22 protein-coding genes are annotated in these 22,847 nt (G+C 42.9%); 4 read left to right on the top strand and 18 right to left on the bottom strand.

Going from position 1 to position 22,847, the window contains the following annotated elements; translation table 11 throughout:
- Window positions 1–155: 155 nt before the first annotated feature.
- Both glmU and ACAX20_RS00105 read right to left on the bottom strand, forming a co-directional pair.
- Window positions 156–1,520 carry a bifunctional UDP-N-acetylglucosamine diphosphorylase/glucosamine-1-phosphate N-acetyltransferase GlmU gene (gene glmU, locus ACAX20_RS00110; protein WP_371187475.1) on the bottom strand — a complete coding sequence of 455 codons (1,365 nt, stop codon included), beginning with the start codon at window positions 1,518–1,520 and terminating at the stop codon, window positions 156–158.
- Window positions 1,521–1,561: 41 nt separating this feature from the next.
- The gene (locus ACAX20_RS00105; protein ID WP_371187473.1) at window positions 1,562–2,395 is read right to left on the bottom strand and encodes a choice-of-anchor H family protein; all 834 of its coding nucleotides are present in this window, start codon (window positions 2,393–2,395) and stop codon (window positions 1,562–1,564) included.
- A 212-nt stretch (window positions 2,396–2,607) separates the two neighbouring features.
- Between ACAX20_RS00105 and ACAX20_RS00100 the strand changes: the two genes are divergently transcribed.
- The 4 genes from ACAX20_RS00100 to ACAX20_RS00085 all read left to right on the top strand — a co-directional run bounded on the left by ACAX20_RS00100 (window position 2,608) and on the right by ACAX20_RS00085 (window position 6,482).
- Window positions 2,608–2,892, top strand: a complete 285-nt coding sequence (locus tag ACAX20_RS00100) for a PepSY domain-containing protein (protein WP_371187471.1) — start codon at window positions 2,608–2,610, stop codon at window positions 2,890–2,892.
- Between the two features lie 10 nt (window positions 2,893–2,902).
- Window positions 2,903–3,622, top strand: coding sequence for a response regulator transcription factor (locus tag ACAX20_RS00095; RefSeq protein WP_371187469.1), 720 nt, complete (start codon window positions 2,903–2,905; stop codon window positions 3,620–3,622).
- A complete protein-coding gene (locus tag ACAX20_RS00090; protein ID WP_371187467.1) occupies window positions 3,609–4,940 on the top strand; it encodes an ATP-binding protein in 1,332 nt (443 codons plus the stop codon). Before ACAX20_RS00095 ends, ACAX20_RS00090 begins: the two co-directional genes overlap by 14 nt.
- Before the next feature lie 240 nt (window positions 4,941–5,180).
- Complete coding sequence (locus ACAX20_RS00085) at window positions 5,181–6,482, top strand: DUF3300 domain-containing protein (protein WP_371187465.1); 1,302 nt, start codon at window positions 5,181–5,183, stop codon at window positions 6,480–6,482.
- Window positions 6,483–6,602: 120 nt separating this feature from the next.
- Here ACAX20_RS00085 and ggt read toward each other — a convergent pair whose 3' ends face one another.
- The 16 genes from ggt to mnmE form a co-directional block, all read right to left on the bottom strand.
- Complete coding sequence (gene ggt / locus ACAX20_RS00080; protein WP_371187463.1) at window positions 6,603–8,330, bottom strand: gamma-glutamyltransferase; 1,728 nt, start codon at window positions 8,328–8,330, stop codon at window positions 6,603–6,605.
- 255 nt (window positions 8,331–8,585) lie between these two features.
- A complete protein-coding gene (locus ACAX20_RS00075; RefSeq protein WP_290251935.1) occupies window positions 8,586–9,011 on the bottom strand; it encodes a F0F1 ATP synthase subunit epsilon in 426 nt (141 codons plus the stop codon).
- Between the two features lie 31 nt (window positions 9,012–9,042).
- A complete protein-coding gene (atpD, locus tag ACAX20_RS00070) occupies window positions 9,043–10,428 on the bottom strand; it encodes a F0F1 ATP synthase subunit beta (protein ID WP_371187461.1) in 1,386 nt (461 codons plus the stop codon).
- A gap of 33 nt (window positions 10,429–10,461) precedes the next feature.
- Entirely contained in the window at window positions 10,462–11,322 is an 861-nt protein-coding gene (gene atpG, locus ACAX20_RS00065; protein ID WP_371187459.1) for a F0F1 ATP synthase subunit gamma, read from the bottom strand.
- Window positions 11,323–11,347: 25 nt separating this feature from the next.
- A complete protein-coding gene (gene atpA, locus ACAX20_RS00060; protein WP_290251932.1) occupies window positions 11,348–12,889 on the bottom strand; it encodes a F0F1 ATP synthase subunit alpha in 1,542 nt (513 codons plus the stop codon).
- A gap of 14 nt (window positions 12,890–12,903) precedes the next feature.
- Entirely contained in the window at window positions 12,904–13,437 is a 534-nt protein-coding gene (gene atpH / locus ACAX20_RS00055) for a F0F1 ATP synthase subunit delta (protein ID WP_371187457.1), read from the bottom strand.
- A 14-nt stretch (window positions 13,438–13,451) separates the two neighbouring features.
- The gene (atpF, locus tag ACAX20_RS00050) at window positions 13,452–13,922 is read right to left on the bottom strand and encodes a F0F1 ATP synthase subunit B (RefSeq protein ID WP_371187455.1); all 471 of its coding nucleotides are present in this window, start codon (window positions 13,920–13,922) and stop codon (window positions 13,452–13,454) included.
- A gap of 49 nt (window positions 13,923–13,971) precedes the next feature.
- A complete protein-coding gene (gene atpE / locus ACAX20_RS00045) occupies window positions 13,972–14,193 on the bottom strand; it encodes a F0F1 ATP synthase subunit C (protein ID WP_089153031.1) in 222 nt (73 codons plus the stop codon).
- A gap of 149 nt (window positions 14,194–14,342) precedes the next feature.
- The gene (atpB, locus tag ACAX20_RS00040; protein WP_371187453.1) at window positions 14,343–15,170 is read right to left on the bottom strand and encodes a F0F1 ATP synthase subunit A; all 828 of its coding nucleotides are present in this window, start codon (window positions 15,168–15,170) and stop codon (window positions 14,343–14,345) included.
- 12 nt (window positions 15,171–15,182) lie between these two features.
- Window positions 15,183–15,581: an ATP synthase subunit I gene (locus ACAX20_RS00035; RefSeq protein ID WP_371187451.1), complete on the bottom strand. Its 399-nt coding sequence runs from the start codon at window positions 15,579–15,581 to the stop codon at window positions 15,183–15,185.
- Window positions 15,582–15,794: 213 nt separating this feature from the next.
- Window positions 15,795–16,667 (bottom strand): ParB/RepB/Spo0J family partition protein, encoded by an 873-nt coding sequence (locus ACAX20_RS00030; RefSeq protein WP_371187449.1) that lies wholly within the window; start codon window positions 16,665–16,667, stop codon window positions 15,795–15,797.
- Between the two features lie 28 nt (window positions 16,668–16,695).
- Complete coding sequence (locus ACAX20_RS00025; RefSeq protein WP_371187447.1) at window positions 16,696–17,478, bottom strand: ParA family protein; 783 nt, start codon at window positions 17,476–17,478, stop codon at window positions 16,696–16,698.
- Between the two features lie 100 nt (window positions 17,479–17,578).
- The gene (gene rsmG / locus ACAX20_RS00020; protein WP_371187445.1) at window positions 17,579–18,208 is read right to left on the bottom strand and encodes a 16S rRNA (guanine(527)-N(7))-methyltransferase RsmG; all 630 of its coding nucleotides are present in this window, start codon (window positions 18,206–18,208) and stop codon (window positions 17,579–17,581) included.
- A gap of 145 nt (window positions 18,209–18,353) precedes the next feature.
- Window positions 18,354–20,243 carry a tRNA uridine-5-carboxymethylaminomethyl(34) synthesis enzyme MnmG gene (gene mnmG, locus ACAX20_RS00015; RefSeq protein WP_371187443.1) on the bottom strand — a complete coding sequence of 630 codons (1,890 nt, stop codon included), beginning with the start codon at window positions 20,241–20,243 and terminating at the stop codon, window positions 18,354–18,356.
- 405 nt (window positions 20,244–20,648) lie between these two features.
- Window positions 20,649–21,092 carry a flavodoxin domain-containing protein gene (locus tag ACAX20_RS00010; protein WP_371187442.1) on the bottom strand — a complete coding sequence of 148 codons (444 nt, stop codon included), beginning with the start codon at window positions 21,090–21,092 and terminating at the stop codon, window positions 20,649–20,651.
- 239 nt (window positions 21,093–21,331) lie between these two features.
- A complete protein-coding gene (mnmE, locus tag ACAX20_RS00005) occupies window positions 21,332–22,711 on the bottom strand; it encodes a tRNA uridine-5-carboxymethylaminomethyl(34) synthesis GTPase MnmE (protein WP_371187440.1) in 1,380 nt (459 codons plus the stop codon).
- Window positions 22,712–22,847: the final 136 nt, after the last annotated feature.

Raw genomic sequence — 22,847 nt, 5'->3', positions numbered from 1 at the left:
TCAAACGTTCAAAAAACTACTATCTATCTGATGTTATTGAATGTTTACAGTGAACTTTACAATTTAGGATTAGCGTTTTGTGTGAATGCTTTAATCGGCAGGTAAAGAAAAGGGCGCAAAAGCGCCCTTGATTACGAGTTGGTTAATATACCTTTTTAGCTATCTTTTTTGGTCGGGCGAGCCCAGTCGCTAATATTGCGTTGCTTCGTGCGCGCAACTGCTAATGAATTGTCTTCAACATCTTTGGTGATTGTAGAACCAGCGCCTGTCGTTGCCATTTCACCAATCGTAACCGGAGCAACTAACGAGGCATTAGAACCAATAAAGGCACCGTCTTTGATGATGGTTTTCGATTTATTCACACCATCGTAGTTACAAGTTATGGTACCCGCACCAATGTTGACGTTTTTACCGACTTCAGTATCACCTAAGTATGTTAAGTGACCGGCTTTTGCACCTTCACCCATGGTGGTTTTTTTCATTTCCACGAAGTTACCCACGTGTGAGTCAGGTTTCATCTCACTGCCAGGACGAATGCGCGCAAATGGACCTGCAGAACAACCTTCACCAATAATCGCATTTTCAATTATCGAATTAGGCTTGATCACTGCACCATGTTTAATTTCAGAGTTAATAATGATGCAATTAGCGCCTATTTTAACGTTATCTGCTAGGTTTACCGTACCTTCAAAGATACAGTTCACATCAATTTCAACTTCGCTACCAACCGTTACTTTACCACGCACGTCAATACGATTTGGATCGCGTAAGCTGGCGCCTGCAATCATCAATTCTTCTGCTTGACGGGCTTGGTAAGCACGTTCTAAATTGGCCAGCTGCACTCGATTGTTAGCACCTTCAACTTCAATTTCGCTATCCGGGTGTGCCGTCGCAATCACTTTGCCTTCACTGTGTGCCATAGCGATAATGTCAGTTAGGTAGTATTCACCTTGAGCATTGTCGTTAGAGAGGTTAGATAACCAGCGCTTTAAATCACCGCCGTTCGCAACCAACATCCCCGTGTTGCATTCATCAATTAATAGTTGCTCTGGGGTTGCATCTTTTTGTTCAACAATACCAACGACGGTGCCATTATCACGAACAATACGGCCATAACCGGTTGGGTTAGCAAGTTTCACGGTAAGTAGTCCCATACCATCGTCAGGTTTTGCCGTAAGTAAGCGTTGCAAAGTCGATACTTGCGTTAATGGCACATCGCCGTAAAGCACCAGCACGTCTTCTTCGTCTTTTAGATAAGGGCTTGCCATATCAACCGCATGACCTGTACCTAATTGCTCAGCTTGTTCAACAAACGTTAAGTCGTCACCTTTAATTTGCGCCTTAAGTACTTCACCACCAAAGCCATATACAAGATAAATATTATCTGAATCTACCGCGCGTGCAGCGTCAATCACATGCTGTACCATCGGCTGATGCGCCACCTTGTGTAACACTTTAGGTAGGGAAGAGCGCATGCGGGTACCTTTACCCGCAGCAAGAATAACGACTGACAATGACATAAGAAATCCGTTTATTGTTGTAAATAGGCTAATTTTACTGGCTAAAGTCGCGGATTTCTAATGAATTTTCGTTGCTTACGTATTATTAATACAGAAAACATAAACAATGCCGTAAATAAGCCGATACTACCGTGGTAATGAACATCAACGTGATCTTCATAAACCTCATCGTAGTCACTGCTTTCAAGTGGTAATGCATATAACGCATTGCTGTCATCAGCACTTAATGTGGCAATCAATACTTGCGTATCGGCATGGTAAAGCTCTATTAGAACGTCATAGTCATTCGGGTAATAACCATCAAGCAACTGGGTAAATACTTCATACTCATCTTCACTGCTATCGCCGACAATTACAAAGTCTTCTGTCGAGAAATAGTGCTGCCAAGGACCATTATTTTCACTAAGGTACAGTAGGGCGTACACCCTTGCACTTTGGTCACTGCTCCCAGAAATCACATCGGCATCAAAAGTAACTGAAAAAGTTTGATAGTAGCCGTCGTAATCTTCATCATCGAATAAACGGCTGTCGGCATCATAAATACTAAAACTTTGATAATGCATGGTCGCTGTAATGCCATAATCACTGCTTTGTCGATCAAAGCTACTTGAGCGCTGCAGCTTTTCAGGTAAACGCTGCTTACTTTTTGTTAAGTCAGTTGCAGGTAATGAAAACAATTGCTTGCGTACTGTATCGTCAAACTCATGTGTAAAGTTGGCTAAACTGCGGCTACTTGCTGATGTTTGCTCACTTGCAAAGGCTTTATTTACGATAAGCGCCGTGTTGATGATGGCAAGTAACATCACTAGCCAAAGCAAGCTACGAAAAAATGTTTGTTGATTATCTATACTCTGAGTACTCGTAAGCTGTTTCATGAAAACCTCTTATCCTTTTTGGTATGGGCTTGTTGCTATTAAAACCTAAGCTAACTTAATAGAATCTGAACGCATGCCGATAATTTTATTCAGCTAGTGTTCAGCTAAGCTCAGGTATCTTTAGGCGGATAAAGGTTTATTTAATATGGCGCATCTTTTACACTTGCAGGTGTATTTAAACACCATAATTAAACGATAGAGCATTGAATTTTATGAAATATATGTTGTTAGCTTGGTTGTTCTTCAGTGTCAATGCCGTTGCTGCACTACCGGTAAGTCAAGATCTGTCTTTTAAACCACATCATCAAAAGATCAAGCAACAACGTAAAGTCTTATCCAAACAACACGCTGCTAAATTGGCGAAAAACAAATATGGCGGCAAAGTGCTTGGAGTACAAGATCTTAATGGCAAGGCTTACCGAGTTAAGCTATTAACCAATAAAGGCCACATTATTTACGCTTTAGTAAATGCCCAAACCGGCAAAGTTTCCAAATAAAAGGTAGCGTATGCGTATATTGGTCGTTGAAGACGATAAGCATCTACAACAGCAGCTAGCACAAAACTTAACAGAGTCTGGATTTAGTGTTGATATTGCTGAAGATGGCAAAGTTGGCTTATTTCAGGCGACTGAATTTCCCTACGATGCCGCTATTATCGATGTTGGCTTGCCTTTTATCGATGGCATTAGCTTAATAGAAATGCTACGTAAACAGCAGATCAACTTCCCTATATTAATCCTTACCGCACGTGATCACTGGCAAGATAAGGTAGCAGGCCTTGACGCGGGTGCAGATGATTACCTCGCCAAGCCGTTTATAATGGAAGAGCTCCTCGCGCGCTTAAACGCGTTAATTCGTCGCAGTGCAGGGCAGGCAAGCCCGGTTATTGAAAATGGTCCATTAGCGATCAATACCAAAAGTCAGCAAGTCAGTGTTAATCGCCAGGTAATCAACTTAAGCGCCAGCGAATACCGCCTGTTAGAGTATATGTTTTTACACTTAGGTGAAGTACACTCAAAAGCTACCTTAACTGAGCATATTTATAACGAAGATTTTGATCTTGATTCTAATGTTATTGAGGTATTTATTCGTCGCTTGCGTAAAAAGCTTGATCCCGACGGTAACCATGGTTTTATTGAAACATTTCGCGGTCAGGGCTACATGTTAGTCGACATAAGCGCTCGAGATGCCAATCGAGATGTTGGTGGAGATAATGCTAAGCGCTAATAAGTACTTTCGGTCGTTATCATTTCGTATTCTGATCAGCGCTATGTTTATGGTGCTGATATTAGTACCAACCTTAGCCTGGTTACTCAATACGGTTGTAAAGCAACAACTGGAACAAGCGCATGATAATGAGCTGATAGCCAATACATACAGCATTTTGGCGGTTGCAGATGTCAGCGATCAGCAATTGCAAATGCCTGAAGTGTTGCTTGACCCTAACTTCAATACTAGTGATTCTGGGCAATACGCCTTTATTAGCCAACAACAAACTCTATTATGGCGCTCATTATCATTCGCCGATAATAGTATTGACTTTCGTTTAAATGAGCCGCCAGTAGGTAATGGGCAATTTACAGATGTTAGCTATCAACAACGCCCGTACCGACTGTACAGTTTTAGCGTAAGTTTTGTCGCAAATGAACAAGACTTTGCCCTGACAGTACACTTATTAAAAGATAAAACGCCTGTTATACAACAACTCACCGCTTTCCAGAGCAAGCTTTGGCTATGGGGCAGCACCATTTTATTCGTTCTGCTGTTGTTGCAATTTTTTTACTTATTATGGGTTTTAAAACCACTAAGCGCACTGCAACAGGAACTAAGCGAGGTTGAAGAAGGTAAGCAAGGTCAACTTAGTGGCCGTTACCCTTACGAATTACAACGACTAGCCGACCAATTAAATAGCTTAATTAACAGCTTACATCATCAGCAACAACGCTTTGCCAATGCATTAAGTGATCTGGCCCACAGTTTAAAAACGCCATTGGCCGTTTTAAACAACCAACGCCAGTTAGACGATAGCGGTAAACAGCAATTACAAGCTATGTCAGGCATTATTGAGCACCAATTAAAGCGGGCGCAAAGTGGCGGTGATATAGCTTGGCATGTGGGCATTAATATTGCTCAAACCATTGAAAAGCTTGCTAACACCATGAGCAAAATCTATTTTGATAAGCAGCTTGATATCACATTACGACTCGACAATAACGCCACGTTCAAAGGCGACGAGCGTGATTTAATGGAAATCATCGGTAATATCCTTGATAACGCCTGCAAAGCCGCAAACAAGCAAGTTTTAATTACCTTGACTGAACATGAAGCTCACTCTTTTGTCGTCATTGAAGACGATGGCCCAGGTATAGACGAGGCTCAACAACAAGCGATATTACAACGTGGTGTTAGAGCCGATACTTATCAAGCAGGCCATGGCATCGGCTTGGCTATTGTTAGAGATTTAGTGACAAGTTACGGTGGTAGCATAGATATAGCACGAAGTTCAGAGCTTGGCGGTGCCAAGTTTTCTATTCAACTTCAATAGCTAAACTAAAGAACATCTTAAACAATATCATTTTGCCAATACAAAAAACGCTTTTTATTCAAGAAGCTAGCTATATAGATAGCAAGTTATGTAACTACTTAGGTTGCTCCGTAGATAACAGCCTACATAACTAACGAGCTAATCAATTATATCCATAAAATAAAAATACTATGTTCAGATTCCGTTCAGCTTGGCTTTTGTACACTAGCAAGCAATCGTGAAAAACCATTAGGAGTGGTTATGAACAAACAAAGACATCGTGGTATTGCCCGTTTGGCATTGATTGCCGCAAGCTTAGCGCTAACAACAGTTAGTGTTCAGGCCAGTGAAGCAAATAACGCGACAGTATCCGCGAGCCAACAGCAATACTCTCAAGCAGAGCTTGAACAAATGCTGGCGCCTATTGCGCTATATCCAGATGCGCTACTAACGCATATTTTGGTTGCCAGTACTTATCCTCTAGAGGTGGTGCAAGCTGAACGTTATGTCAGTAACAATCAACACTTGTCTAAGCAACAGCTAATAGACAAAGGCAACGAGATGCAATGGGACCCTAGTATCATTGCGTTACTGCCATTTAAAGATGTGCTGAATAAAATGAGCAGTGAGCTACGCTGGACCGAGCAACTGGGAGATGCGTTCTTAACTGACGAAGACCAAGTGATGGCATCGGTACAAAGCCTACGTCAAAAAGCTTGGGATGCCGGTACGCTGAATAATATCGACAACATGACGGTAAGCCAAGATCAGCAAACCATTATTATTCAGCCAGTGCAAAAAGAAGTCGTGTACGTGCCGTATTATGACAGCCGCAGAGTCTACGGACACTGGGCATGGTCAGCGTTTCCGCCTGTTTACTGGCATTATGCGCACCACCGCCACCACGGACACCACCATTCGCCATTTCATTGGTCGCCAGCGATTACCATTAGCGACGGTTGGTTTATATTTGGTGTGCAATGGCGCTTTGGCCATGTGGTAGTGCATCATCACGATCATCATCGTCATTACTATAAGCGCTACTACAATCGTCATAAGCACCATTATATTCGCCACAAAAGGTCGTATAGCCATGGTCACTATGACAGACGCCAAGAGCACATTAGCGTAGGTGGACAACGTAAACCAATAGCGGTTAGCAATAGCCACCGTTGGCAGCATAAGCACCATGATCGCCGCTTACGTCGTGAACAAGCGCTTAATAAGCATAAAGTGCATCATGAGGTTAAGCGCCCACAACCAGTGAAAGTACAGCATGGCAGTAAGCCTAGCTTAGGTGACCGAAAACCAGTGCATCATAAAGTAAACGACCATAAAGTGAGTGAACATAAACGCCCACAGCACAAGGTACATGAGCGTAAACACGAGCCTCAACGTCATAAACAACTAGAGCGCCGTGAAATTAAACGTCACGAAGTAAAACGCCATGAGGTGAAGCGCCACGAAGTTAAGCGTGAAGCCAAGGCGATTAACCATCGTCAGCACCACAGGCAAGAAAAGCCGCGTGGTCATCAACGACATGAAATGCGAGAAAAGCATTAAGTTTATAGTGGCTTAGATGTACTAACTTAAAAAGGTCAGCGCCAGTAGGCACTGGCCTTTTTTATTTCACACCTCAGGGTAGCCATCGCGGCGAATAGACTTTTAATTGTAGAGAAGAGTTTAATACCCAGCTGCTGCTCTATCTCTTCTTGAATCCGAAGCTGCCATATATCCTTTATCTAATTTCATCACCGCTTGTCCTCCACCAAAAATAAGACCGCGATTATTGCCAAGAAAAACGCTTTGTGCTGTCGCCATAAATGGGTTTTGTGGAGCGTGTCCCATGCTTCTCAAACCGTCGACAACATCTTCAGATATCGAAGATTCAAAGCTAACTTGATTGTCTTGCCAATGCCTAAATCGAGGAGCATCAATAGCTTCTTGCAGGTTCATATCAAACAGCATTAAATTAAGTAGCAATTGTACATGTGCTTGCGGTTGTTGTGCTCCACCAACGATGCCAAAACTTAGCCAAGGAGTATCTTTACCATCGGTACCTATTTTTGTAACGAATCCCGGTATGATGGTATGGAATGGTCGTCTGCCGGGAGCTACAGTATTTGCTCGATTGGGTTTCATTGATAAACCAACCGCTCGATTTTGCAGGGCAAAGCCCGTTCCAGGCACAACGACACCTGAACCAAATGAGCCGGCTAAGCTATTGATAAAGGACACCATATTACCCTGGTTATCGGTCACACTAATATACGTTGTCTCTGTGGTTGTTAAAGACTTATCTGGGTTGACTCTCGCACTGGCTTGCTCGCTATTAATAAGCAATCGCCGTTTCTCTATGACTTCGTCAGAGAGAAGTTTTTCAGGCGTAACTTGCATAAACTCAGGGTCGCCAACGTAATATTCAAGATTAGCGTAAGCTAATTTTTTAGCTTCAATAAGGTGGTGTAAATAATCAACCGAATTGTGCCCCATAGCTTTAAGGTCATATGGTTCAAGGAGTTTTAACATCTCCAATGCCGCAATGCCTTGACCATTAGGAGGCAATTCCCACACACGATAACCTTGATACTCCACCGATACTGGTTCAATCCATTGAGCTTGATAGTTGGCAAAATCATCCTCGGTAATGAAACCGCCCAACTCTTGTATTCGTACCGCTATCTTATTACCTAAAGATCCACCATATAAAACGCCGATACCTTGATCAGCTATTAACTTCAGTGTACTGGCATAATCTTGATTGACGAACCACTCTCCAGGCATGGGAGCTCTTTCATTATCGATGAGAAACGTTTTTCGGGCCCCCTCATCATACGCAAGCTTACCGGTAAACATGTCCCATTCTTTGGCTGTTATTTCGGATATGGGAAAGCCATTAGCTGCGAGTTCAATCGCAGGTTGCAGCGCTTCTGACAGTGTAATAGTGCCATGTTCCTCAAGTAATTTTGCCCAGCCGCCAAGTGCACCGGGTAATGTGATTGATAACGCGCCTTCATCATCGACTTTACTCCTGTCACCGAAAACTTCCTTATTCATCAACGAGCCAGCATAACCGCTACCATTAATACCGATGAGCTTTTGATCTGCTTCAGACCAAAGTATGGCGAACATGTCTCCACCAATGCCGGTCATATAAGGTTCAACCACACTAAGTACCGCGGCAGCTGCAACGGCAGCATCCACTGCATTTCCACCATTCTGTAGTACACGCATACCGGCCTGACTTGCCAATGGCTGACTCGTTGCAATGGCACCATTTGGCGAGTAAACGGGTTGCGCCTGATAAGTATCATTCGGTGTGCCAATGCCAAGCCTAAATGAATAGGCCAAGAGAAAAACAGCAAATGCGAGTAATACAATAATGGATACACTAATTTTGATAAATTTCATAAGCAGTTTAAATAAGATTGATAAACACGTTTCTTATATTACTGCCCGAAGTGTAAAATAAATGTGAATTAGATGCGATGTATTTAGTTGATTGGTATAAATGGTGGGGTGACTTTAGATACACTCTATTACTCAGCTAGGTTGCGACCTTAGCCGCAATGACAGCGCATTTTTCGACGATAACATTTATCCATTTAAAAAACAATAGATACAAAAAAGGCGCCTAATGGCGCCTTTTTAACAAGAAGTAATCGCTTACTTTCTGTACTTGTTTGCTTCCTGGATAACACGTAATTGCGCTACCGCTCTGGCTAGCTCTGCAGCAACTTCTGCATAATCAACATCAGCTGATGCGTTGGCAATGTGCTCTTCTGCACGTTGCTTGGCTTCTAAAGCAGCTTGTTCATCCAGCTCACCACCGCGTACGGCAACGTCTGCCAATACGGTAACTGAACCCGGTTGAACTTCCAGCATGCCGCCTGAAAGGTAAATTACCTCTTCTTCGCCATGCTGTTTAACAATACGCGCCATACCTGGTTTAAGTGTAGTTAACAAAGGTGCGTGACCAGGCATAATACCTAGCTCACCTTCACTACCCGTAATTTGCAATGATTCAACGCGACCAGAGAATAAGCTCTCTTCTGCACTTACTACATCCAAATGTGTGGTCATGGCTGCCATATTCGTCTCCTGAACCTAACTTTAGGCCGAATTACATGCTCTTCGCTTTTTCGATAGCTTCTTCGATCGAACCAACCATGTAGAACGCTTGTTCTGGTAGGTCATCGTGTTCACCCGCTAGGATGCCCTTGAAGCCTGAAATAGTATCTTTAAGCGATACGTACTTACCTGGTGAACCAGTGAATACTTCAGCAACGAAGAACGGTTGAGATAAGAAACGCTCAATCTTACGGGCACGGGCAACAGTTTGCTTATCTTCTTCAGAAAGCTCGTCCATACCTAGGATAGCGATGATATCTTTAAGTTCTTTGTAACGTTGTAGAGTAGACTGTACGCCACGTGCTACGTCGTAGTGCTCGTTACCAACAACTAGTGGGTCAAGCTGACGAGAAGTAGAATCTAGTGGATCGATTGCAGGGTAGATACCTTGCGCAGCGATGTCACGAGAAAGTACAACAGTTGCATCTAAGTGAGCGAAGGTTGTCGCTGGAGAAGGGTCAGTCAAGTCATCCGCAGGTACGTATACCGCTTGGATTGAAGTGATTGAACCAGTCTTAGTTGACGTAATACGCTCTTGTAGTACACCCATCTCTTCTGCAAGAGTTGGCTGGTAACCTACCGCTGATGGCATACGACCTAGAAGTGCCGATACCTCAGTACCCGCTAGGGTGTAACGGTAGATGTTATCTACGAAGAATAGAACGTCACGACCTTCGTCACGGAATTTCTCAGCCATAGTTAGACCAGTCATCGCAACACGAAGACGGTTACCCGGTGGCTCATTCATCTGACCGTATACTAGCGCTACTTTATCAAGTACGTTAGATTCGCTCATTTCATGATAGAAATCGTTACCTTCACGAGTACGCTCACCAACACCAGCGAATACAGAGAAACCGCTGTGCTCGATTGCGATGTTACGGATAAGTTCCATCATGTTTACGGTTTTACCAACACCGGCACCACCGAATAGACCAACTTTACCACCTTTAGCGAATGGACATACAAGGTCGATAACCTTGATACCAGTCTCTAGTAGTTCGTTGCTGTTTGATTGATCTTCATAAGATGGAGCTTCACGGTGAATAGTCCAACGCTCTTCAGTTGGGATATCACCAGCTTCATCGATTGGGTTACCCAATACGTCCATGATACGACCAAGAGTCGCAGTACCAACTGGTACTTGGATTGGGTTACCGGTATTTTCTACATTCAGACCACGACGCAAACCGTCAGATGAACCCATAGCGATAGTACGTACTACGCCACCGCCTAATTGCTGCTGTACTTCAAGTACGCGGCCAGCTAGGTCACCTTCAGTGATGTTCAATGCGTCATATACCTGAGGTACAGCATTTTGTGGAAACTCTACGTCCACAACTGCGCCAATTACTGACACGATTTTACCTGCACTCATGTTTATTCCTCTAAACTATTAATTAAACTCTGCCTATACCGCTGCTGCACCAGCTACGATTTCACCCAGCTCTTGAGTGATCGCCGCTTGACGCGCTTTGTTGTATACCAATTGAAGGTCATCAATTAGGCTGCCTGCGTTGTCAGTTGCGGCTTTCATCGCAACCATACGAGCAGCTTGTTCAGACGCTAGGTTTTCAACCACGCCTTGGTATACTTGAGACTCAACGTAACGAACCAATAATTGGTCAAGCAATGCTTGCGCATCTGGCTCGTAGATGTAGTCCCAACGGTGAGCAATTTCGTCTTCATCAGACTTAGGCAAAGGTAACAATTGATCGATTGTCGGCTTTTGGCTCATTGTGTTTTCAAACTTATTGTACACAACGAACAAACGGTCGATTTCACCTTTATCATAGGCGTCTAACATCACCTTAACAGAACCGATTAAATCAGTAACTGAAGGATTGTCGCCTAAACCGGATTTTTGTGCGGTTACGTTCGCGCCGAAGCTTGAAAAGAATGCTGAGGCTTTAGAACCTATTAATGCAAACTCTACTTCAGCGCCTTGTTCTTGCCATTTGGCTGAGTCTTTTAAGACCTGTTTGAACAAGTTAACGTTTAAGCCACCACAAAGACCACGGTCGGTAGAAATTACGATATAGCCTACACGCTTCGCTTGACGCTCTTCCAAATAAGGATGGCGGTATTCAAGCTGACCGCATGCAATATGACCGATCACGTTTCTGATTTTCTCAGCGTATGGACGAGTTGACGACATCTGATCTTGCGCACGACGCATTTTCGATGCAGCAACCATTTCCATTGCGCTGGTGATTTTCTGTGTATTTTTTACACTTCCAATCTTGTCTTTAATTTCTTTACCGACGGCCATGACTATTGTCTCCGAAAACTGTTAATTACCAGGTTTGAGTTGACTTGAAAGTTTCAAGTAACTTGTTTAAACCTGCTTCGATATCTTTATCGTAGTTGCCAGTTTCGTTGATGGTAGTCATAAGCTCAGCGTGTTCGTTATTCGCGTAGCTAAGTAGCGCTGCTTCGAAATCGCCAATCTTGTTGATTTCGATGTCAGTTAAATAGCCTTTTTCCGCTGCGAACAATGAAACAGCAGTTTCAGCCACAGAAAGCGGGCTGTATTGCTTTTGCTTCATTAGTTCGGTAACGCGCTGACCGTGCTCAAGTTGTGCACGAGTTGCGTCATCAAGATCTGATGCGAACTGAGCGAACGCAGCTAGTTCTGCGTATTGAGCAAGTGCTAGACGAATACCACCACCAAGCTTCTTGATGATCTTAGTTTGAGCTGCACCACCAACACGAGATACCGAGATACCTGCGTTTACAGCAGGACGGATACCAGCGTTGAATAGGTTAGACTCAAGGAAGATCTGACCATCGGTGATTGAGATTACGTTTGTAGGAACGAACGCAGATACGTCACCAGCTTGTGTTTCAATGATAGGTAGAGCAGTTAGTGAACCAGTCTTACCTTTAACTTCACCATTAGTGAACTTCTCTACATACTCTTCGTTTACACGAGCAGCACGCTCTAGTAGACGTGAGTGAAGGTAGAATACGTCACCTGGGAATGCTTCACGTCCTGGAGGACGACGAAGTAGTAGTGAGATTTGACGGTAAGCAACAGCTTGCTTAGACAAATCATCGTATACGATTAGGGCATCTTCACCGCGGTCACGGAAGTATTCACCCATAGTACAACCAGCGTATGGTGCTAAGTATTGTAGTGCTGCCGCTTCAGAAGCAGTTGCAACAACAACAATCGTGTTCTCAAGAGCGCCGTGCTCTTCTAGAGAACGTACTACGTTAGCAACTGTTGATGCTTTTTGACCAATAGCTACGTAGATAGACTTAATACCAGTGTCTTTCTGGTTGATGATTGCATCTAGTGCGATCGCAGATTTACCAACCTGACGGTCACCGATGATAAGCTCACGCTGACCACGACCGATTGGAATCATTGAGTCGATTGACTTGATACCAGTTTGTACTGGTTGGTCAACTGACTTACGATCGATAACACCTGGTGCTACAACTTCAACTGGAGCAAAGCCATCGTTGTCGATAGGGCCTTTACCATCAATTGGCTCACCTAGAGTGTTAACAACGCGACCTAACAGGCCACGACCTACTGGTACTTCCAAAATACGGCCAGTACCTTTTACTTTTACGCCTTCAGCAAGGTCCGCATAAGGACCCATTACTACCGCACCTACCGAATCACGGTCAAGGTTTAACGCGATAGCAAAACGGTTGCCAGGAAGTTCGATCATCTCACCTTGCATTACATCTGCAAGGCCGTGAATGCGAATGATACCGTCTGTTACAGAAACGATAGTACCTTCGTTACGAGCTTCACTTACAACGTCGAATTGATCGATACGACCTTTGATCAATTCAGCGATTTCAGTGGAATTCAATTGCATGCTCATTTCCCCGATTAGGATTGCAATGTATTAGCCAAACGATTCAGTTTACCACGTACTGAACCATCAATTACCATGTCACCTGCCTTGATTACAAGACCAGAAACGATGGTGGCATCGACTGTGCAATTTAGCTTAACTTTGCGAGCCAGACGCTTTTCAAGCGCGGCGCTCAATGTAGTTACTTGTTCTGCGCTTAGTTCTACCGCAGACGCTACATCTACAGATACTTCCTGCTCATATTCTGCTTTTAGCTCAGCAAATTGAGCAACTACCTGTGGTAGCACCAACAAGCGTCCGTTTTCAGCCATCACCTTAATAAAGTTTTGACCTTTGTCGTTTAGCTGTTCGCCACAAACTTTAAGGAACAAATCTGTGATTTGTTCCGTAGCCAAACCACCAGAAAGGTACTTGGCCATAGTTTCGTTTTGGCTTACTTCAGATGCAAACACTAGCATCTCTAACCAAGCGTTAATCGCTTGAGCTTCAACGGCATATTCGAACGCTGCTTTAGCGTAAGGACGAGCAATGGTAGTCAATTCAGACATAGCTCAATCCTCTCTTAAAGTTCAGCAACTAGTTTGTCTAGGATGTCGCTGTGCGCAGCGCCATCAATAGAGCGTTCAAGAATTTTCTCAGCACCAGCTACAGCTAGAGTTGCTACTTGTTGACGTAGCTCTTCACGTGCGCGGTTACGCTCTGATTCAATTTCTGCTTGACCTGATGCGATGATTTTATCGCGCTCAGCTTGGGCTTTCTCAGTTGCTTCATCCATCATTTGTGCTTCACGTTTTTTCGCAGCTTCAATGATTTCTGCAGCTTGAGCTTTCGCTTCTTTAAGCTGTGCAGCAGCTTTCTCTTGAGCTAACTCAAGATCTTTCTCTGCACGCTCAGAAGCAGCAAGGCCGTCAGCAATAGTCTTTTGACGATCTTCGATAGCAGCCATAATTGGCGGCCATACAAACTTCATACAAAAGATCACAAATACGATAAATGCAATAGATTCACCGATTAAGGTAGCATTCATATTCATATTCGTATCTCCTAATATCTAGTTAATTCGCAAAGGGTTAAGGTTTGTCTTATGCACCAACAGCGAATAGTAGATATAGACCGATACCAACACCGATCATCGCGATCGCATCGATTAGACCAGCTACGATGAACATTTTAACTTGAAGCTGTGGAGCTAGTTCAGGTTGACGAGCAGCAGACTCAAGGAATTTGCCACCTAATAGACCGAAACCAATCGCAGTACCTAGTGCACCTAAGCCGATTAGTAGAGCAACAGCAATATATAACATGTGTATCTCCAGTTATTTTATAGTTAGTTAAAGTTAAAAAATTAAAATTAAAGTATTTAATAAAAATTAAATTTGTTTTCCGAGCATCCGTGCTCTTTTACCCTTCGGGTGATAACCGTATGGTTATGTTCTAACTCAATCCCGAAGAGTTAGTGATCTTCATGCGCTAAGCTCAAATACACGATGGTTAACATCATGAAAATGAACGCTTGAAGAGGAATTACTAACAAGTGGAACGCTGCCCACAAGAAGTGCACTGGTAATTGGAATAAACCAATGGTTGCGATCAAGATGAAGATCAACTCACCAGCGTACAAGTTACCGAACAAACGTAGTGCTAATGACACTGGACGCGCGATAAGGGTAACTGACTCAAGAATAAAGTTCACAGGGATGAATGCCCAGTGGTTAAATGGCTGTAAAGTAAGCTCTTTCATGAAGCCACCAACGCCTTTCACTTTAATTGAGTAGTAAATGATTAGGAAGAATACACCAATAGATAGCGCGAACGTCATGTTCATATCAGTGGTAGGTACTGACTTGATGTATACATCGTGAGGGTCCATACCAAAACCGTATTGGCCAATAGCACCTGCAATGGTAGGGATCCAATCAACTGGTACCCAGTCCATGGCGTTCATTAGTAGAACCCAAACAAAAATAGTTAAGGAAAGTGGCGCGATTAGGTTGTTTTTGCCGTGGAATGTTTCTTTAACACTCTTGTCGACAAATTCAACGACCATTTCCACAGCACATTGCCATTTGCCGGGAACACCAGTGGTTGCTTTTTTCGCTACTGAGCGAAATGAAAGTAGAAAAATCAAACCAAGAACAATTGACCAGCCCAAGGTATCAACATGCACAGTCCAAAAACCTGCATCGGCACATGCTTTGTTAAAAGCGATGCCACCGTCGTTGACACACATTTGCGCATTGGTCAAATGGTGTTTGATATAAGAGCCTGTATCTGCAGCCATCTTCTATCCTAGTTATTGTAAGTTAAAGTTAAAAATTTTATTAACCACGGCAGTCACGAAGGGCGCTACCATAGCCAAGGAAAACGTCGCAAAAAATGCTAACTGATGTAATTCAAGAAACTTGAACGACAATGCAAATAAAATTGCTGTCACCATCATTTTTAGCTTCACACCAGAGTAAAACGAATCGACAACTTGTTTTGCCTGGCGCGCTCCAGCATAGCGAAATGCTTTTAGAGCAAATATAAAATTAGGGACTATACTCACCGCACCACCGACTAATGCCGATACAGCAGGAGAAAATCCCCAATTTAAATAAACTGTTACAGAACTCAGGAGGGTAACCAACAACTGCATAAGCAATTGTGTGTAAGCATATTTTTTACCCGGTTTCGTTAATACATTTGTCACCGGAAACTCCCAAGAAACTGCGCAATAAAGCCTTATTTTTTTGTGGTTGACTTTTTTCTAGTCAAACGCGTGCGCAAGTATACTGATTTACAGCTTTTTTGCAACTTTTACGGCCCACACATTACGGCAATTTGGCAACAATTTTAGACATATAATAATGCCTGTCGTCGACGCTATAGCCGTTGTCATTTAACAATGAATTTTGTTACCCGTTCATCGAATTTTCGATAGTATGCCATCAAGCTCATCAAGTGAGGCATAAGAGATAACCATTTGCCCTTTGCCTTTCTTGTTATGCTTAATCGTCACTGGCGAGCCGATACGTTCTGCCAATGATTGCTCTAATTTCAGGGTATTCGCGTCTTTTTCTGTAGGAGTCTTTACAGCTTCAGGCTGTAGAACTTTCTTGATGAGTTTTTCTGTTTCACGTACGGTTAAATCTTTGGCCGCTACCGTTCTTGCGGTATTGGTTTGCTGCTCACCCTCAAGCGCCAATAGTGCGCGAGCGTGTCCCATTTCAATGTCGCCATTTTCAAGGAAGGTTTTTACTTCATCGTTTAGGCTATTTAGACGCAATAAATTGGTTACAGTAGTACGTGATTTACCAACGGCAGTGGCAACTTCTTGATGAGTCAGTTCAAATTCTTGTAATAGGCGTTCTAGTGCCACGGCTTCTTCCATGGCATTAAGATCTTCACGCTGAATATTTTCAATCAAAGCGATAGCAACAGCAGATTCATCAGGTACATCTTTAATGATGACCGGTACTGTATCCATTTGCGCAAGTTGCGCTGCGCGCCAACGACGCTCACCAGCGATAATTTCATATTGCTCTTGGGCAAGAGGACGAACCACGATAGGTTGGATAATACCTTGCGCTTTAATTGAATTTGCTAAATCTTCCAGCGCTTGCTGTGACATATCTTTACGTGGCTGATATTTACCAGGCTGAAGAAATTCAATAGGCAGTTTTTGTAAGTCGCTTGGCTCAGCAACAACCTCTGCTTGTTCAGGTTGTTTTCTTGGAGCTGATGTTAACAGGGCATCTAATCCACGGCCAAGGCCACGACGCTTTGAGCTGCTCATTGCTATCCTTTCGTTTTACTAATACTTGTTAGGCAACCGAGGCTGGTTGCGCTTGACGTTTGATAAGTTCACCAGCTAGCGCCAAATAGGCTTTAGCACCTGATGCTGATTTGTCGTAATACATGGCAGGTGCACCAAAAGATGGCGCTTCTGCTAAACGAACGTTTCTTGGGATCACAGTTCGATAAACCAAGTCACCAAAATGACGTTTTAACTGCTCAGATACGTCATTGGCTAATCGGTTTCGAGGATCATACATAGTGCGCAGGATCCCTTCAATGTGAAGATCCTTATTAACGACAGATGATAACTTAGAAATCGTATCCATCAACGCCGTTAAGCCTTCCAATGCATAATATTCACATTGCATTGGCACCAATACCGAATCTGCCGCACCCATAGCGTTTACGGTCAGCATGTTAAGTGATGGAGGACAATCAATAATTATAAAATCGTAATGGTCAGCAAATGGCTCTAATGAATGACGTAAACGTAACTCACGTGCAAATACTTCCATTAACTTGATTTCAGCAGCCGTTACATCAGCATTTGCAGCAACTAAATCGTAACCGCCCGAAGTATCTTTACAGACTACCTCGTTTAGGGGCTTTTCATCAATCAACAACTCGTAGCTAGTAGCGTGTACTTCGTACTTGTCGACGCCACTGCCCATGGTTGCATTACCTTGCGGGTCTAAATCAATAAGTAATACGCGTCGCTTTGTTGCAGCAAGCGATGCAGCAAGGTTTACCGATGTGGTGGTTTTACCAACACCGCCTTTTTGGTTGGCAATTGCAATGGTTTTAGCCACGTGTTCCCCGTTAAATAAATCTAAAATATCGATTGTTTATAAATTAGTCTGTCAACTTGACTAACTTAGCAAATTTTTTAAGTCAGTGGTGAATTATTTTTTAACTTTCACGCAATTTCAATTCGATTAAATGGCGTTCACCTTCAAGCTCTGGTACTTGCAGGCTAGTCGATTTTACCAACTCGATATCGTCTGGTAATTTAGCCAGCTCATCGGCAGGATAGACGCCTTTTAACGCATAAAATTTGCCATGTTCCGCTACTAAGTGTTTGCACCAGCTCAGCATATCTTCAAGCGATGCAAAGGCGCGCGATAATACGCCATCGAAACCAGGTTCAGCAGGATATTGTTCTACTCGTGATTGCACCGGCGTAACATTGTCGAGTTTTAGTTGAAACACCACTTGTTTTAAAAACGTCACGCGCTTACCTAAACTGTCTAGCAAAACAAATTGTTTTTCTGGGTACATGATCGCTAATGGGATGCCTGGCAAACCAGGACCTGTACCAACATCAATAAAACGCTCACCTTGCAAGTGCGGACCATTTACAAGCGAATCTAGGATATGCTTAACCAGCATGTCTTGTGGATTGCGAACCGACGTTAAGTTGTATGCTTTATTCCACTTATCAAGGAGTTCAACATAGCCAACTAATTTGGCAATTTGCTGATCTGATAACACTAAATCAGTTTGCTTAAGTAGGGCTTGTAAGTTGGCAGTTAAATCCATCGTGGACCTCAGTATTGGAATAGAAATTGGTTACTATTAGCCTAGCGCTATAGTTTATCTCGAAGGCTTGCCAGAATAAAGATTTAATCTTCGCTAGCTAATAAAAAGGTCCGCACTTGGCGGACCTTGATGTTGTCTGTCGCGGTTAAGCGCTTTTGCGCAATAAACCGTGTTTTTTCAAGTAAACCAAAAGCAGTGAAATTGCCGCAGGAGTAATACCTGAAATACGCGATGCCTTGCCTAAGGTTTCAGGTTTAGCATCTGTTAATTTGGCAACGACTTCATTTGATAAACCAGATATTTTCGAATAATCAAAATCGGTCGGTATTACCGTATTTTCATGACGCTTTTTCTTGTCAATTTCATCTAATTGACGATCAATATAACCTTGGTATTTGGTTTGGATCTCGACCTGCTCTGCCGCTTGTTTGTCGTCAATGCCCGGTCCCAGCTCTGCGATTGACATCAAATCTTCATAGCGTGTTTCAGGACGACGCAATAAATCTTCCAAGTTTGTTTCGCGAGCTAATGGTGTTTTTAACATTGGATTAAGCTTATCGACTGCAACATGATCTTTATGGATCCAAGTACTACGCAAGCGTTGACGCTCTAGTTCGATATTTTCAAGCTTTTCATTAAAGCGTGCCCAACGTTGATCGCTAATCAAACCTAGTTCTCGGCCTTTCGCAGTTAAACGAATATCAGCGTTATCTTCACGTAACAACAAGCGGTATTCAGCGCGAGAGGTAAACATACGATATGGTTCTTTGGTGCCCAAAGTCGACAAGTCATCAATCAATACGCCCATGTAGGCTTGCTCTCGACCTGGTGTCCAGCCATCTTTACCCTGTGCACGGCACGCTGCGTTTAAACCAGCGATTAAGCCTTGTGCACCGGCTTCTTCATAACCCGTGGTACCGTTAATTTGACCCGCAAAGAATAAGTTTTCAATAAACTTACTTTCTAAGGTTTGTTGTAAATCACGCGGATCGAAGAAATCGTATTCAATCGCATAACCTGGACGGGTGATTACCGCATTTTCAAAACCTTTAATTGAACGCACTAAATTCATTTGTACATCAAACGGTAAACTTGTTGAGATACCATTAGGGTAAATTTCATGGGTTGTTAACCCTTCTGGTTCAACAAAGATCTGATGCGATTGTTTGTCGCTAAAGCGCATGATCTTATCTTCGATCGATGGGCAATAACGTGGGCCAACACCCTCAATAACACCTGTGTACATTGGTGAACGATCTAAACCTGCACGAATGATCTCGTGAGTTTTATCGTTGGTATGAGTGATGTAGCAATTAATTTGCTGCGGATGATGAGCCGCTTTACCCATAAAAGAAAATGTCGGTACCGGCGCGTCACCTGGCTGAGCCTGCATTTGTGAGAAATCTAGGGTTCTCGCATCTAAGCGCGGTGGTGTGCCCGTTTTTAAGCGATCGATTCTAAATGGCATATCACGTAAGCGAGCCGCTAAACTCGTTGATGCCGGATCGCCTGCGCGACCGCCTTGATAATTATTTAAACCAATATGAATTTGACCAGCAAGGAAAGTACCAACCGTTAACACAATACTTTGGCCTTTAAACTTCAAGCCCATTTCGGTGTTTACGCCAACAACACGATCACCTTCAAAAATAAGATCACTACATGCTTGTTGGAAAATAGTTAAATTTTCTTGGTTTTCAAGATAGTTACGCACGTATGCTTTGTACAACAAACGATCTGCTTGTGCACGAGTCGCACGAACGGCTGGGCCTTTAGATGAATTTAAGGTACGAAACTGGATCCCTGAGTGATCAATCGCTTCTGCCATTAATCCACCAAGTGCATCAATTTCTTTTACTAAATGGCCTTTACCGATACCACCAATGGCAGGGTTACATGACATAGCACCTAGGGTATCGATATTGTGTGTTAACAATAGGGTCTTACATCCCATACGGGCTGCAGCTAAACAGGCTTCTGTACCAGCATGACCACCACCAATAACAATAACGTCGAAGTTATCTTGATACCACATTTATTAAATGCCTCAATTCATCTTAATCAAAAGGGTGCTAATTGTACCGTTATTTGTTGGTTAGGGAAATGATCAAAATGTTAAAAAGATCGAAAATCGAAATTCCACTCGATCTTAAATAATATATAAAGATCTATATAAAGATCTTATTATTATCTCTTATTAGATCCAACGATCTCTGTGTATAACGGTAAATTAACCATATAAATCATAGCGATAGATAAGATCACTTGCTGTGATCAAGGGTTGATCAAGTCCCTTGAAAGCTATGATCAAAACCTTGTTTTATCCACAAGCAGATCCATGATTTATTTTGAACACTGAATAATAATAGAAAATTAATACCTTTCCCCCAGATTTATTCACAGAAGATTATTTTCGGATCGTAAATTGTGTATAAGTTATTTATAAGTGATCACTTATTGATCGGATAAACTGATCGGCAGCAGCTTCTGGATCATCTATTTCAACCATATCAATACAAAAAGTATCTGATAGTGATTTGGCGCCTTTATCTAACATCATGTTATATATAGACTTTCCAGCCATGCAGAAGGTGTCGTAGTTACTGTCACCGACTGCGATAACTAAAAAGGGGTGATCGCTAAAGTTGTGATCGCTTTGTTTTAGATCGTGGATAAAGATCTCGATGTTTTCTGGAAAATCACCAGCGCCATGAGTTGATGTACAAAATAGCCATATTTGATCTTGCTTGTCGATCGCTGAGAAATCTGGCTGAAAATGCATCACTGTCTGATGACCGAGCTCTTCTAATGCTGCTTGTGCAGCCTCTGCAACGTACTCTGTATTGCCCAACATTGAGCCAACAATGATTTGAAATGATGACATTTGCTATCCTTATTTTACGGTTATTTCGTGCCTACAGATGGTGAGTTACAGGGTAAAGTATGTAGGCGAGTAGGGGATTTTGCTGATTTATTTTACGGTTAAATTTGTTTTTCAGCGCCGTTATTGACGCTTATTAGGCTGTGTTTACATAGCTAATATGGTCGTTATTTGTTATCGGTAACATCACCTGTATGTGATGATGTTACCTTTATAAAGCACTGTCGTTAAATTTAATTCGGCTATTTTCCTATACAAAACGAAGAGAAAATTTGACCGAGTAAATCATCCGAGGTGAATTCACCGGTGATTTCGTTTAGATGTTGCTGGCATATGCGTAGCTCTTCAGCCAGTATCTCGCCAGCTACAAAAGACTGTAGCTGGTCTTGGCCTACTTGTAAGTGCTGCTGAGCTTTTTCAAGGGCACTGATGTGTCGACGGCGTGCCATAAAGCTGCCTTCTGTTGAGCCTTGGTAGCCCATAATTTGCTTCAAATGCTCTTTTAACGCATCAACACCGTCACCTGTCATTGCCGATAACGTAATGGTTTCATTACCGTGTTCGATACTCGATCCGGTTTTCATACCGCTAATATCGGCTTTATTTTTAACTACCGTAAGCCCTAAATCCTTTGGCAGTCGCTCGAAAAACTCTGGCCAAAACTGTTGTGGATTTTTACTTTCACCTTTACCCGACTCGATCATCAATAATACTCGGTCAGCTTGCTCTATTTCTTTCCAAGCGCGCTCAATACCTATTTGTTCCACCCTGTCAGGCGATTCACGTAAACCAGCGGTATCAATGATATGTAAGGGCATGCCATCGATGTGGATCTGTTCAGATAGAACATCGCGAGTGGTACCTTCAATATCGGTAACAATTGCGGAGTCTTTGCCACTGAGGGCATTAAGCAAGCTGGATTTACCTGCATTTGGCCGGCCAGCAATAACCACTCGCATACCTTCGCGAATGATGGCGCCTTGTTGTGCTTGTTTTAATACACTAGCGACTTTATTGATGATTTGCTGAAGATCCGCGCCTACCTTGTCATCGGCTAGGAAATCGATTTCTTCTTCAGGGAAATCAATGGCAGCCTCGACATACATACGCAAGTGAATAACTTCGTCAACCAGTTGGTGTACCAGCTTAGAGAAGTCACCTTGTAGTGAATGTAAAGCTGCTCTTGCGGCTTGTTCTGAGCTGGAGTTGATTAAATCTGCGATGGCTTCAGCTTGCGTTAAATCCAGTTTGTCATTAATAAATGCTTGCTCTGAAAACTCACCGGGACGTGCCATACGGATGCCATCTAAACTCAATATGTGGTTTAGAAGCATATCAAGAATAACCGGTCCACCATGACCTTGTAGCTCCAATACATCCTCACCAGTAAACGAATTAGGGCCTTGGAAAAATAGCGCAATGCCTTGATCTATGACCTGCTGTTGTTGATCGAAAAAAGGCAAGTACTCTGCTTTTCTCACCGTTGGTACTTTACCAAGTAAATGTGACGCTGCTTTGGTCGCTAAAGGACCTGAAACACGAATAATACCAACACCACCACGACCTGGTGCGGTAGCTTGTGCAGCAATGGTTTCTGTATTGCTAGAAATAGTATCGGACATAATAAAGTTGCCGTTAAAACAATTATTTTATATGGGGTGAAGTATAAACGAAGTGTCGATGAAATTGATCATCTTGTGTAGCTAACGCATTGCTTTATCGGCATTTAGCGTGGATATGTAGCCCTTTGCTGTATGT

Origin of the sequence: Thalassotalea sp. Sam97, from assembly GCF_041379765.1 — a bacterium.
Lineage (GTDB): Bacteria > Pseudomonadota > Gammaproteobacteria > Enterobacterales > Alteromonadaceae > Thalassotalea_A > Thalassotalea_A maritima.
The sequence above is the reverse complement of the archived record's forward strand: the minus strand, read 5'-3'. Positions and strand labels throughout refer to the sequence as shown.